The organism is Psychrobacillus sp. FSL K6-1415, assembly GCF_038003185.1.
In the GTDB taxonomy this organism is placed as follows: Bacteria; Bacillota; Bacilli; order Bacillales_A; family Planococcaceae; genus Psychrobacillus; species Psychrobacillus psychrodurans.
Genome location: NZ_JBBOOQ010000001.1, coordinates 1,314,134 through 1,328,134, shown reverse-complemented (window position 1 = coordinate 1,328,134; position 14,001 = coordinate 1,314,134). Strand labels below are relative to the sequence as shown.

Below are 14,001 nucleotides of genomic sequence, written 5' to 3'. Positions count from 1 at the left end.
ATAAGAAAAACCAGGCAAATAGACGCCTAGTCCTTATAGTTCAAAACCTGTTTCTAACTTTGTCCAATTGATTTTTAAAGCAACTGGTAATTTTATGGCATTTGTCTGTCCGTCGCCCTTCTACAACTTTTAGAAACAGGTTAGTACATTTTTGGATCACTAGAGAAAGCTACTAACTATTCCTAGAGTAAGCTCATGAAAATATAATTTCTTCGGCTGTTCACTTCTTAATAGTGCAAACACTTACTCTCTCTCTATATTTCCATTCCATTTGTATAAAAGCGATTACAAATAATTTGATCACCCTCTAAAACTTGATTGATTGTAGTGCAAGGTAACGACTCCGACGGGAATAGTGTCAGGCGAAGACCTTGCGCAAAGCGGGGACGCTAAGGCAACGCCCGAGTAAAGCGTCCACCTGAAACGGGAATCAGCAGGATTACACATTCTTGAAAGTGCCTGGAACTCAGTGTTCACAGGAAATTTTTATTTACTTCCCTATCTCATAAAAAATCCCCCACTTAGGAAAGTGGGGGCATAGAATTATAAATAAATCACATGATGTTTACCATTAAATTCATAAGGAACCTCTAATAATTTTTGAATTAGAGATGGACCATACTCATTCAACAATTGAATAGGTGTAAATGTTCGTTCTTGTAGTCCACCGTTTGGCACTAGATTCATACTAATACGATCATAGCGATTAATAGTCGCATCTAACTTACTTAGGAATGTATCTTCAATTGCATTATGGATGAATTTCAGCTGCTTTTCATGGTTAAGTAAATTCTTTTGCACTAAAGGAGACAACTTTAACCCATCGTTCATTAAAAGTTTCTCAAGCTTTTCATACTTTTCTATAAGATCCTCTTTTATTTCTTCAACCAAACGAGGGATTTCTTCATTACGATTATTATTAATGTAATTCAACTTAGCATCTTGCAGTGATCCATCCCACACATCTTCTATAGTAAAGGATAACTTCTCTAATAATGATTGCGTTTTGGCATTGACAATAGAAATACTAATTCGTGGCATAAGAACTGGCATTTTCATATCAAAAAGCTCAAATGCTGTTTTAAGTGTACCCCAATAAGCAATTTCACCAGGTCCAGCAATGAAACTTAACACCGGGAAGACCATTTCCTGCATAATTGGTCTAGTCACTACATTATTACTTAACCTCTCAGGATGCTCTCTAGCAATTACCATCATTTCATCTAGTGTAAACGATATTCCCTTTGCCTCATGGATAAATCGATCGTTGACTCTTTCAAGCAAAAAACGTTCTCCCTCTTCAATATAAAATAAATGAGCCGCTGATTCTTTCGCTTGTATTGGAGTACCAAACCCTTCTCGCTCCATTTCTCCTTCATGTTCAAATACAACCTTAGCTATTTCTGCAGAATGTAATATTTGTAATTGGAAAAAATCACTTTCCAGTTTTCTTAAAGGTTCATATGCAGCATCTAATAAAAGTAACCCTTCTTCTTGAAAAAGTTCATTCATCAAAGCTGTAAAAAAACTTGTATACGTTAAGTTATTTTCTAAAAGCTCCATGACTTTAAATTTAAGGCTTTTCGTGTAAAAGGTCTCTGGTAAACTTTTGAAAATTTCATCCAAATAGCCATCCATTAATCGTAGATCGAAAGTAGATTCGGAAGCAATTTTTTTGATTCTAGACTTTTCCGGATAAACAAGTTTTTGAAGTGTTCGACTTCTTTCTATGTAGACATGATTTATTTCATCAATATCATGATCCTCTCCTGCAATCCAAAAAACAGGTATAACAGGCACTCCTTGTATTTCCCTTTGTTGTTTTGCCAATGCAATAACAGAAATTGCTTTATGGATTGAATACAACGGTCCAGATAGAATCCCGGCTTGCTGCCCTCCAATAACTACAATCCCATTGTTTTTAAGTTCATCTATATGCTGCTTACTCTTCGCCGATATACCATATTTACTCATAAATGAAGTTATCACTTCAGCAAGTTCAGTTCTTTTATGTTTACTAAAATCAGCTTCTTGAATCCTTTTATTAAATGCCTTTTGATTCCATTCATAATGAAAGAAAGAAGATAAGCCAGTAATATCTTCCAAATATTTCTTGTAAAATGAGGAAGCGAATGGTTGTGTGTACTGCTCTAATCGCACGTTTTTTCCACCTCGGTTGTTTTCATATTCATTTTGGTGAAAATTCACCAAAGCTATCATCTTAAATACTTTAAGAGTATATCACTTACTATTTATGTGTGAAAATTATTAGCTTATATAAGTTAAAACATATCGGATAACTCCGAATAACCATAAAATTGCATACATACAGCATAATATCAGAAATAACATTCTCCAAATTTTCCTTAATAACGCAATTACTTCGATTTCTTTTATAGAGCGCCATTCTAGATACGACATAATTGTAGCAAAAATAATGGAAAAAATAACTAGATGCCAACCAATCTCTTTTAAGAAGATAAAAGAAAACAAATTAGTAATAGAAAAATATAAACATAAAGTCGATATATCAGATGCTATTCCAATTGACTTTTTTCTTTTTCGTAAAATGTATTTACTAAAAAGAAAAGTAATCAAAAAAACAACTACCGGATATATAACGAAAACTGAAAGCACATTAACGATTATAATCACCTTCTTTATTCATTTCACTTAATAATAAATAAAACGCCTGTAAAATAGGCAATGTTTTCTTTCTTAGAGTGGCTCTCTCTAGTAAAGCTCCAACTATTGTATCTAACTCCATCATTCGACCATTCTCAAAATCCTTAAGCATGGAAGAACGATTGGATCCAGTATTCTCACAAAGCGCCACAACTTCATCCCAAGTAAGTCTTTCTTTCCATTCTTCAAATGCTTCCATCATTTCGTTGTACATACTTCTCAATATAACTTTATATGAACCATTGTTAATAAGTTCACCATTAGTCACGCAAGCAATGGTAGTCAATGGATTGATTAAACAATTTAGCATCGCTTTTTTAACAAGCATTTGCTCGATGTTCGGTGTTAAAATCAGCGGAAACTTGTCGTTATTCTTCTCTACAATATTATTAATGAAATGCCATTCACCCTTATAAAACCCAATATAAGTTGGACCTACCCCCAAGTGTTGAACCGTATGGTTATTTTTTTTCGTAGCACCATGTAACACAGATCCGATCATAATTGTATCTTGTTGTAATTGCTCTAGGAAATCTATATGTGATAGTCCATTTTGTATAAATAATAGGGGGATATGTAGTGGTAAAGAGTTTAACTGGTTTTTTAATGGTTTAAGATGATGATATTTCACTGCAATAATAATAAGATCCATTCGTTGTAGATCAGCTATGTCCGAAACAATCTCACAAACAATTCGTTCCCGATTTTCATTACTTTTTTCTATGTATAAATGCTTGTCTACATTAGTTTCTCGAACTAAGAAAGTAATACGATGTCCTACCTCCGAAAAATAAGCACCAAATAGTAGCCCTATCGCTCCTGCACCAACAATTCCAATATTCATAAATTCACCCCTGTATCCTAATAAAAACCGGGAAAAGACATTCCCAGCCCTTTGAGTTCAAAATCAGTTTCTATTGTTTTCGAAGGGCTTTAGACATACGTTTTCCTATGTGATTACATTGTGAGTACCAAATACACTTACTTTGTGCCCGCAAGAAGCATATCTTATTTATTATGAATAATCCGATTCTAATTTTTCTTTACTTGCTCTCACCTACGACTTACTTGCGGTCATGTGTGATTTACTTGCTCTAAGGCTAAAATTACTTGCGGTCTATTGCCTTTTACTTGCGAAACGGATAATTTTTCCAAAGCTCTTTATTTATTCAAATTTTTTCAATTACCATTTTTATATACTTTCAAATCTTTCAAAAAAGGTCTACCTCTGAGGTAGACCTTAGCATTAATAATATTATACAGGAAGCACCGGATGTTTTCGAGGTGCATTTACTATTTGTTTGCCTTCATAGAAGCGCAAACGATTTGCAAGTTCCGAACGTAAAGCACTTGGTGCAACAATCTCATCGATAATCATTTCAGAGGCAAGCTTATAAATATCAATTTCCTCTTTATATTCCGCATGCTTTTCTTGAACAAATTTTAAACGTTCCTTTGGATCTTCGATTGCTTCAATTTTGTTTGAATATACAGCATTTACTGCCGCTTCTGGACCCATTACAGCAATTTGCGCTGTAGGTAAAGCAATACACACATCTGGCTCAAATGCCGGACCAGCCATTGCATATAAACCCGCTCCATATGCTTTACGCACAATAACAGATATTTTCGGAACTGTTGCAGAACTCATTGCTGCAATCAGCTTCGCCCCATGTCTAATAATACCTGCACGTTCTACTTTCGTTCCAATCATAAATCCAGGAACGTCAGCTAGGAATAATAGTGGAATGGAAAATGCATCACAAAGTGAGATAAATTTCGTTGCTTTATCGGCAGAATCAACAAAGAGTACTCCACCTTTAGCTTTTGGTTGATTGGCAATAATACCTACTGCTCTACCATCTATTCGTGCTAATCCAGTAATTAGCTCAGGAGCGAACAGCTTTTTCACATCAAAGAAAGTTCCATCATCAATAATCGCATCTATTGCTTCATACATATCAAATGGTGCATTTTGATTTTCTGGAATGATTTCTTCTAGTGTTCTTCCTTCTTTAATAGCCTTTGCTTCCACTTGTTTAGGTTTTTCTGTATAGTTCGACGGGAAGAAGCTTAAGTAGCGTTTAGCCTCGATAATTGCCTCTTCCTCTGTAGAAACAAGTACATCCCCTACACCACTGACTGTACAGTGCATACGAGCTCCGCCCATTTCTTCCAGTGTTACCTTTTCACCAATAACCTTTTCGGCCATTCGAGGTGAACCTAAATACATGGAAGCATTACCTTCAACCATAAAGACAATATCACAAAAAGCGGGTATATATGCTCCTCCAGCAGCAGAAGGACCAAACAATAGACAAATTTGTGGTATAAAGCCAGAAAGTCTTACTTGGTTATGAAATATCCTCCCTGCTCCCCGGCGATTTGGAAACATATCCAGCTGATCCGTAATACGAGCACCAGCTGAGTCTACTAGGTACAGCATTGGCACTCTATTTTTTTCTGCTATTTCTTGGATGCGAATAATTTTTTCAACTGTACGTGATCCCCATGATCCAGCTTTTACAGTGGAATCATTTGCCATAACGCAAACAGTTTGTCCATTCACTTTACCAGTTGCAGTTACAACCCCATCTGCTGGCAAATCCCCTGCCTCTACATTCGCAAAGCGGCCATCTTCGATATATTCCCCATTATCGAAAAGTAATGCTAAACGATCACGTACAAATAATTTATTTTGCTCTTTCATTTTTTCATGATACTTTTCATGTCCACCAGAATAGACTGATGCTAGTTTTTCTTCTAATCTATCATTATACCCCTTTGATTCTCCCACGGTTTAAAACCCCCTTTATTCAAACGTTACTAAAACATCGCCTTCATTTACGAAGTCGCCTTCTCCGGCATTGATTGTTGCAATTTTACCCGCTGTTTCCGCTTCTATTGGAATCTCCATTTTCATCGATTCCAACACCATTACTACCTGTCCAGCTGATACTTCTTCCCCAACTGCTACATTTACTGTAAATACTGTTCCCGCCATTGTCGATTCTAAATTTTTCATTTTGAAACTTCCTCCCTTTGTTTGTTCATCCATTCCCCTAAAACAGATGTTGAATACTCACCACTTATAAAACTCTCATCTTCCAAAAACTGATGGAATAGTGGAATATTTGTTTTCACACCTTCTATTTTAGCAGAAGAAAATACTTTTTGTGCAGACTCTATCGCTAATTTTCTATTTTCTGCATGAACAATTATTTTAGAAATCATCGGATCGTAGAACGGCGTGACTTTATCACCTTCTGCGTAACCTGCATCTATTCGAATTTTCTCATCTGTTTCAAAACTTTGTGCAGTGATAGTTCCAGGTGATGGGAAAAAAGTTTTTGGGTCCTCCGCATATATTCTAAATTCTATTGCATGTCCATTAGATTTTATCGAAGATTGATCTTTCACAGGTAGTTCTTCTCCAGCAGCAACCTTTAGCTGCCATTCTACTAAATCGAACCCCGTGATAGCTTCCGTAATCGGATGCTCTACCTGTAATCTAGTATTCATCTCTAAGAAATAGAACTGATGATTATGATCTACTATAAATTCAACAGTCCCAGCATTAATATAGTTTACAGCTTTCGCTGCATTCACAGCTGCCTCCCATAATTTCTCCCTAGCTTCCTGAGGGAAATTGGGAGAAGGTGCCTCTTCCATAACTTTTTGGTTTCTACGTTGAACAGAACAATTTCGTTCAAATAAATGAACAATATTTCCATGAGTGTCCCCAAAAATTTGTACTTCAATATGTCTAGATGAATCAATAAATTTTTCAAGAAAAACTACATCGCTGCCAAAATAAGATTTTGCTCGTGTTTTAATAGATTCAAAATTTTTAACAAGCGTCGCTTCATCATCACATCGAATCATTCCTATACCGCCACCGCCAGCACTCGCTTTAAGCATAATCGGATACCCAATCGAAGCAGCCGCTACTATTGCATCTTCTACAGAAGCAAGTCCTTCTTCCGTTCCCGGAACAACTGGAACATTCGCATTAATCATCGTAATTCTTGAACCAATTTTATCTCCCATTTTTTCCATTGTTTCTGGTTTTGGACCAATAAAAATAATACCTTCTGCCTCTGCTTTACGGGCAAACTCAGCATTCTCCGATAAAAACCCGTATCCCGGATGAATCGCATCAACTTTTTCCCTTTTTGCAAGTGCAATAATATCATCTACTTTTAAGTATGATTGTTGAACTTGATTTGGACCTATTAAAAAAGCAAAATCAGCCTCTTTTGCGTAAGGTAAATCTTTGTCAGCTTCCGAATAGATTGCCACAGTTTCAATATTTAATCTTTTACATGTTTTAATAATTCGTCTAGCTATTTCTCCCCTATTTGCAATTAACACTTTCTTCATCTTATTTCCCCCTTCGTTTGACATTTCCCCATCTATATTAGTCTATACGAATGGTGAAAGCGATTTCAACTATATTCTTCATTATTGTATTTTATACAATAAAAGAAGCCTTATAAAAAGGCTTCTTTTACTTGCGTTCGATATGAGTAATACCTTGTTTAACCCAGTTTAATAACTGTTCATAATCATTTTTCAACAAATTATATGCACTTGAAATTTCATCGTAAGAATGCTTCATTTCATCATAACTTTCCATTGCCAATTGCAAATGGTTTTGAAGCGATGAGGAATCTGCTATTTCTCTAGTAGAATACGAGGTTGTTGTTTTATGTTCTTTTTTAATAATTTGAGGGCGTAGATTCTTGTTCCATCGGAATGCACACGCCTGCTTTGATCTTCCTAGTAATACACTGGCTTCCTGAAAACCAGAAATTTGCGTGTGGCCTTGATTAATTTTGTTCAAAATTATTTCTTTTAAAAGATTATCTTCTTCTTCAGTCCAACTATCTTTTCTCAATTTTACATTCATCTAGATCACCCTTTGCTTTTTTATTAATATATGCAAAGTGGGTACAAATAGACTCTCATATTATTTCTTTTTAGATAAAAATGAATCGACTGCTTGATGATGCGCTTCTTGCTCCCATAGAACGGAACAAGTTCTAACCTCTTCTATAATTCGTTCGAATAATTTAGTCTGTTGCCATTTTCGAATTAATTGCATTTTGTATGCTTTTAATACAGATTCATGTGGCACAATCATTTTTTGTATAAATGTTTCTAGGGCATCGTATTTATTTCCTTCGAAAACTTCCGTTGCCCAGCCAATCGCTTGGAGTTGGTCAGATACATAAGGAATCGATTCTGTTAGCATTTGGAGTGTATGATCTAGTCGCAACCCTTTTTCCCATAAATAGGTTCCTCCGCCCCAACCAGAAGTAATCGCCAATTGACCTTGAATGAACCCACATTTTGCGCCTTTCTTTACTAAACGATAATCGCATAAAGTTGCAATCTCACAACCTCCACCTACTGCGGTGCCGTTAACTAACGCTAAAGTAGGGATTGGTAGCGTAGCAACATCATATAAAATAGTCGCTGCGTCACTTAACATTTCATACGACTCTCGCTCTGTTTTCAACTTATGTAGAACAGTTAAATCGCCACCGGAACAAAAAGACTTATCCCCTGCTCCTGTTATTACTGCTAATTTAATAGAACTTTCATTTTTTACTGTAAGTACTAACTCTTTAAACCCCTCTAAGACTTCCATGTTTATCGCATTATGTATACCAGGTCTATTTATTTCTAAAATAATTATTCCTTCTCTTTTTACTAACGTATAAGCCATTTACTCGCACCCCTTTTAAAAAATGTGAATAGAGAAAAAGACTACCGAAGAGCCATGGTCTCTTTGGTAGTCTTTTAAGGAACAAATACTGAATTATTTGCTCAATACTTCTTTCCCTTTGTATTGACCGCAAGATTTACAAATACGGTGAGCCAATTTCATTTCACCACAATTTGAACAAGCAACCATACCAGGTACGGATAATTTAAAATGTGTACGACGCTTTCTTTTTACAGTTTTAGAAGTTCTTCTAGCTGGTACTGCCATAGGTGGCACCTCCTTACAGATCTATTATTCGTCTGTTTGATCAAAATACTTAGCTAAATCAGCAAGTCTTGGATCTACTTTTGGTTGTTCATCTTCCTGCACTTCTTTGAGTTCTTCGTCTGTTGCATAACTCCAACCATTTCCACCCTCATGTCTAAATTGGTCTGCACCTTCTTTATACACTTGCATTGGAATTTCTAAAAGAATTAATTCTTCTAGAACTGGATCTACATCAATAACATCGCCTTCTACAACATGAAAGTTATCATATGCTCTTGCAGAAGCGAGTGCTGTCTCAGACCAGTTGAAGATTTCATCAGATTCAATCTCAAATGGATATTCTACATCTTCCCAAGTGCGTGCACATGGTAAAATTAGAGTCCCTGAAAGCTGAAAGTGACAAGTCATTTGCGCTGCACCAAATGTACAGTGCCCTTTTACGTGAACGGGTGAAATCCTTCGAACGTCCTGGTTCCGCTTCTTCACGTTTTCGAGTTCCACGAATTCATCTAAAGTTAGTCCGTTCTCACGATATTTAGATAGCTGATGAATTGCCCATTTCATACGATTATCACCTCAAGACAACAAAGTTGATTATATAATGACTGATTTTAGATGTCAAGATAATTTCTTGTCACTACATTAGTTTAACATTATACTGGCATTAAGGAAAGGATTTGATTTAAAGATGAAAGCAACTGGAATTATTGTAGAATATAATCCATTTCATAACGGTCATTTGCATCACCTACAGCAAACTCGTATAAAAACGAATAACGATATCGTCATTGCCGTCATGTCTGGTAACTTTCTTCAGCGCGGGGAACCAGCCCTAGTTGACAAATGGACTCGTTCAAAAATGGCCATTGCTTCAGGTGTTGACTTAGTAATTGAACTTCCTTATGCATTTGCTACAGCGCAGGCGAGTGATTTTGCGAAAGGTTCTATTTTCTTATTAGATGCTTTAAAGTGTAGTTCCTTTTGTTTCGGTAGTGAAGAAGGTTCATTAGAAGCATTTCAACAAACCTACAGTCTATTATCAACCAAAAAAGACGAATATAATACAGCCATTGCAAATTATATAAAAAAAGGTATCAGTTATCCTAAAGCATTAAATGAAGCGTACAATGACATTTCTAAAGCCTCTACGGACCGTTTAGTAGATCTATCTAAACCAAATAATATTTTAGGATACCATTACGTCCAGGCTGCAAACCTTTTAAACAGTAATATTAAACCTGAGACTATTCAACGTGTTGTCGCAAATTTTCATGATGATGCTAATAATAACGAAACTATAGCCAGTGCAACTGGTATTCGCAAATTACTATTCGAAGGGCAGAAAATCTCTGAGGTAAATGCTTTCATGCCTAGTCCTAGCTTAGAAGGACTGAAGGATTGGGAAAGTACCTACTTTTCTTTTGGTAGCTGGGAAATATTTTATCCGACACTACGAATACTTATACTTCGCTCATCGAAGGAAAAGTTGGCACAAATTGCAGAGATTACCGAGGGTATGGAAAACGCTATTTGGAAAGCTGCTAAGACACACACTAACTTTGAATCTTTTATGCAACAAATAAAATCTAAGCGCTTTACATGGACAAGGATTCAACGAATGTTAACACATATTTATACCGACTTTACCTGGGACCAATTACGTGACATTGATTTACCCACATATATAAGACCTCTAGCAATGAATAAAAAGGGGCAAGCGTATTTACAAAGCATAAAAAAAGAATTGCAGCTCCCTCTAATTAGTAGAGTAGCCGCAAGTAAAAATGATAAACAGTTGCAATTAGATATTAAAGCTGCAGACCTTTATTACTTAGGATTACAGTCTTCGTTTGGTCAAAGCATGGTTGGCAGTGATTTTCGAAATGCCCCTATTATTCAAGAATAGATTATTTTTTGGGCTCTAATTGTTCTAAGTAAGCAAGAGCATCATCAATAGTTTTCACAGGTACGATTTTCATATTCGTACCTATTTTTCTTGCAGATTTTAGTGCTTCCTCATAATTAGATGTTAGACCAGGATTATTTTCCAAAACAATAGGATTAATATCATCATCAGGAGCAAACATTATTTCAATGTCTTTATTGTCCGCAGCTATTACTTTTAAGTCTATCCCTCCGATTCTACCAACTGTTCCATCTGGTCCCATTTCTCCTGTTCCTGCTATCTTATATCCCTTTGTAATATCTTCTGGTAATAACTGATTCAGGATCTCTAAAGTAAACATGAGACCAGCTGATGGTCCTCCAATATCTTCAGAGTTAATATGTACACCTGGAGTCGTTTCAACTTTTTTGTCCGCAGTGTAACTAATTCCGATACCTGGCTTTTCAAGCACTCCGGGAATTGATTTGAGAGAAACTTCTTTATCCACCTGTTCCCCATCACGCTCAACCTTTAAACGAATAACATCCCCTTCTGCTTTCTCAGCTAGATAGGCTCTTATAGACTCTTCTGTTAAATCATCGATATCATCCATTTGCAAAATTTTATCACCAGCCTCTAATACTCCATCAGCTGCACCTTCATCCACTACATTAAAAATAAATATTCCGTTATTTGATACAGTATAAGGCTTATTCGCACGGTCAAATGCAACTGAAATAGCATTAAATTGAGAATTTGACATAAGCTTTAATTGACGAACATTATATTCTTTTTCGTCTTCATCTTCTTGACGAATTTCATTTGCTTTGTAAATTTTTTGACTATCTGTAATTTTAGCATATGCGTATGTTAGCGGTGTAGCTTTTGCTAGAGCAATCGTTAGGAGACTCAATGTACCTTCGTCATCTTGATCACCACCATCAACTTCTACAAACGGATCTAATTCGTATGCACCACCCGGTCTAGAAATATAAGATTCTAATGGATAGAAACCTAATGCTAAAACTATCACTACTATGAAAAGAAGGATTATAGGATTTCTCTTCTTCATCAAAATATCCCTCTCTTTCTAAAACACATTTGAATATTAGTTTATCACTTCCATTTTTTTCTGACAAAATATATGTGAACAAAGGATGAATTATACATGCATAGACTGATTACAATTGGAAGTTGGGCACTTATAATCCTTTTATTTTTGCAGCCTGGTGTTGCACACAAAGGTGCAGTTGAAGGTATGAGAATTTTCACAACTGCTCTACTACCTTACTTACTGCCTTACTTAGTAATAACACAGCTATTTATACGTTCTCAAAACTCATTTTTAAACACCACAAATAAATTTAAATTGTATTTTAATATCTATTTATTAAGTGCTATAGGCGGTTTTCCGAGTGGTGCTGCAGTTATTACTTCATTGAAGGAACTGGGTACGCTTAATAAGAGTAATGCTAGTTGGTTAATCGCAATATCCCATGCTCCTAGTCCAATGTTTGTAATAGGCTTTGTAGGGATTGAAATCTTCCATGCTGAAATTGCGGGAATTAAACTCTTACTTATAATTCATGCGGTGAACTTAATCTTTTTACTAGTATTTATCTTTTTATCTCCTCCTATCCATGAAAATTCACATGTTCAAAAGTCTTCTGAGTCGCCATTCCAGGAGAGTATTAAAGAGACCTATCAAATATTATTGCTCATCGGAACTACTGTTATATTTTTTACTACAGTAAGTTTTATAGTGTTTGAATCCGTCAAAGAAATTCTACCTAATATTTCACCTATTCTACTTGTTTTTATTGCTTCTCTCTTTGAAATGACCGGCGGGATTAGCTTAGCAGGGGAAATGTTATCGGGCTCCACGTTTTTACCATTTGTAGTAGCTATTATTATTGCATTTAGCGGAATTAGTATTCATATGCAAATAATTGTGCTTGCACAAAAAGCAAGTATCCCGATTCGCAAATATGTTCTGTTCCGCTTTCTACATATTCTTATCATTCCGATATTGTTTTTCTTTTTGTGATTCTTCCTTTGTTACAAAAATAATATAACCGGGCAAAATTGATGTCCTAACTTTAGTTGCTAACGTTTCCGAAGTGCTTTGAACAGACTCCTCGCTATATTATTACTGATAATTTTTTGGAAATTCTGATCGTGATTTATGTCACTACTAGACTCTCTTTCTTTCGGTAATCTTAAGGCTTTTAGCGTCCGTCTGAAGCAGAAATAATAGCGGTTATTCATTTGTTTAAATATCAAGAACCCGATGATTATGCTACATTTTTTTATACTTATCTTCAAAAAAGAACCTTGCATAATAGCAAGGTTCTCTAGTTTTTAATATGTATTGTATTTTACTTTTAAAGCTTCTTCGACATGAGATGGCACAAGTTCATCTATTTTACCGCCGTACCTTGCCACTTCTTTCACTATACTTGAGCTAAGGAAAGAATACTGATTTTTAGTCATAATAAAAAATGTTTCGATTTTATCATTTAGAACACGATTCATAGAAGTAATTTGCATTTCATACTCAAAATCAGAGACCGCACGTAAGCCACGAATAATAGCGCTCGCATTCACACTTTCAGCGTAATCTATCAATAATCCGGAAAATGTTTGAACTTTGACATTTGGTAAATGTGAAGTAGCATCTATGATTAATTGCATTCTCTCCTCTACTGAGAAAAGCGGATTTTTAGAAGAGTTATTCAAAACAACTACAAAAACTTCTCCAAACACGGATGCCCCACGATTAATAATATCTAAATGACCATTAGTAATCGGATCAAATGTTCCTGGTACTACAGCTATTTTCCCCAATTTAATTCCCCTCCTCTTTAAGGTAACGATAAATAGAGATAACCGTTCCACCGTAAATCTCTTTTTTCACTAATTCAAAGTCACCGTAGGATTTTTCAAGAACGACATTTTTCTCATGTTCACAAACAATAATTGCAGTTTCACTCATACATCCTTTGTCTACTAGTGTTTGAACTAATTCATAATACATTACTTTGTTATATGGAGGATCTACAAATAATAGGTCAATTTTAAGTTCTCTTTTCTCTAAAGCTCTCACTGCTCTTATGGCATCTGCTTTAAAAATTTCACCTGAATCCTCTAGACGACACTTCATCAAATTTTCTTTAATGGTTTGTATAGCTTTTGGGTCTTTTTCGATAAAGATACATTTATCGATACCTCTGCTCAAGGATTCAATCCCTAAATTACCACTACCGGCAAATAAGTCAACAGCTATACCACCGTCAAAGTATGGACCAATCATATTAAATAAGGACTCTTTTACTTTATCTGTTGTAGGTCTTGTATTCATCCCAGGGACCGCTTTTAATGGCAGCCCTTTATTCACACCTGATATAACTCTCATCTCTAAACTCCAATC

The 14,001-nt window shown here is 35.6% G+C and carries 15 protein-coding genes; 2 read left to right on the top strand and 13 right to left on the bottom strand.

Going from position 1 to position 14,001, the window contains the following annotated elements:
- Window positions 1-543: 543 nt before the first annotated feature.
- From bshC to MKY60_RS06085, 10 genes are all read right to left on the bottom strand, one after another.
- Window positions 544-2,160, bottom strand: a complete 1,617-nt coding sequence (gene bshC / locus MKY60_RS06125) for a bacillithiol biosynthesis cysteine-adding enzyme BshC (RefSeq protein WP_241596047.1) — start codon at window positions 2,158-2,160, stop codon at window positions 544-546.
- A 108-nt stretch (window positions 2,161-2,268) separates the two neighbouring features.
- Complete coding sequence (locus MKY60_RS21175) at window positions 2,269-2,637, bottom strand: DUF3397 domain-containing protein (protein WP_445677869.1); 369 nt, start codon at window positions 2,635-2,637, stop codon at window positions 2,269-2,271.
- 1 nt (window position 2,638) lies between these two features.
- Entirely contained in the window at window positions 2,639-3,529 is an 891-nt protein-coding gene (locus tag MKY60_RS06120) for a 2-dehydropantoate 2-reductase (RefSeq protein ID WP_241596049.1), read from the bottom strand.
- A 411-nt stretch (window positions 3,530-3,940) separates the two neighbouring features.
- Window positions 3,941-5,482 (bottom strand): acyl-CoA carboxylase subunit beta, encoded by a 1,542-nt coding sequence (locus MKY60_RS06115; protein ID WP_093494391.1) that lies wholly within the window; start codon window positions 5,480-5,482, stop codon window positions 3,941-3,943.
- 15 nt (window positions 5,483-5,497) lie between these two features.
- A complete protein-coding gene (locus MKY60_RS06110; RefSeq protein WP_090562863.1) occupies window positions 5,498-5,710 on the bottom strand; it encodes an acetyl-CoA carboxylase biotin carboxyl carrier protein subunit in 213 nt (70 codons plus the stop codon).
- Complete coding sequence (locus MKY60_RS06105) at window positions 5,707-7,068, bottom strand: acetyl-CoA carboxylase biotin carboxylase subunit (protein ID WP_340929058.1); 1,362 nt, start codon at window positions 7,066-7,068, stop codon at window positions 5,707-5,709. Before MKY60_RS06105 ends, MKY60_RS06110 begins: the two co-directional genes overlap by 4 nt.
- A 127-nt stretch (window positions 7,069-7,195) precedes the next feature.
- A complete protein-coding gene (locus MKY60_RS06100; protein WP_090562870.1) occupies window positions 7,196-7,597 on the bottom strand; it encodes a hypothetical protein in 402 nt (133 codons plus the stop codon).
- Window positions 7,598-7,657: 60 nt separating this feature from the next.
- Complete coding sequence (locus tag MKY60_RS06095) at window positions 7,658-8,419, bottom strand: enoyl-CoA hydratase/isomerase family protein (RefSeq protein ID WP_241596054.1); 762 nt, start codon at window positions 8,417-8,419, stop codon at window positions 7,658-7,660.
- Window positions 8,420-8,512: 93 nt separating this feature from the next.
- On the bottom strand, window positions 8,513-8,686 hold the full coding sequence (rpmF, locus tag MKY60_RS06090) for a 50S ribosomal protein L32 (RefSeq protein WP_090562877.1): 174 nt from the start codon (window positions 8,684-8,686) through the stop codon (window positions 8,513-8,515).
- A 24-nt stretch (window positions 8,687-8,710) separates the two neighbouring features.
- Window positions 8,711-9,250: a YceD family protein gene (locus MKY60_RS06085; RefSeq protein WP_090562880.1), complete on the bottom strand. Its 540-nt coding sequence runs from the start codon at window positions 9,248-9,250 to the stop codon at window positions 8,711-8,713.
- A 124-nt stretch (window positions 9,251-9,374) separates the two neighbouring features.
- Here MKY60_RS06085 and MKY60_RS06080 point away from each other — a divergent pair, with 124 nt between their 5' ends.
- Window positions 9,375-10,592: a nucleotidyltransferase gene (locus tag MKY60_RS06080; protein ID WP_340929055.1), complete on the top strand. Its 1,218-nt coding sequence runs from the start codon at window positions 9,375-9,377 to the stop codon at window positions 10,590-10,592.
- A gap of 1 nt (window position 10,593) precedes the next feature.
- Here MKY60_RS06080 and MKY60_RS06075 read toward each other — a convergent pair whose 3' ends face one another.
- A complete protein-coding gene (locus MKY60_RS06075; protein WP_093494387.1) occupies window positions 10,594-11,643 on the bottom strand; it encodes a SepM family pheromone-processing serine protease in 1,050 nt (349 codons plus the stop codon).
- A 96-nt stretch (window positions 11,644-11,739) separates the two neighbouring features.
- On the opposite strand from MKY60_RS06075, the gene MKY60_RS06070 reads away from it, so the two are divergent.
- Window positions 11,740-12,618, top strand: coding sequence for a hypothetical protein (locus MKY60_RS06070; RefSeq protein ID WP_093494386.1), 879 nt, complete (start codon window positions 11,740-11,742; stop codon window positions 12,616-12,618).
- 314 nt (window positions 12,619-12,932) lie between these two features.
- Here MKY60_RS06070 and coaD read toward each other — a convergent pair whose 3' ends face one another.
- A complete protein-coding gene (gene coaD, locus MKY60_RS06065; RefSeq protein ID WP_093494385.1) occupies window positions 12,933-13,418 on the bottom strand; it encodes a pantetheine-phosphate adenylyltransferase in 486 nt (161 codons plus the stop codon).
- A 1-nt stretch (window position 13,419) separates the two neighbouring features.
- Window positions 13,420-13,986, bottom strand: a complete 567-nt coding sequence (gene rsmD / locus MKY60_RS06060; RefSeq protein ID WP_340929054.1) for a 16S rRNA (guanine(966)-N(2))-methyltransferase RsmD — start codon at window positions 13,984-13,986, stop codon at window positions 13,420-13,422.
- Window positions 13,987-14,001 lie beyond the last annotated feature (15 nt).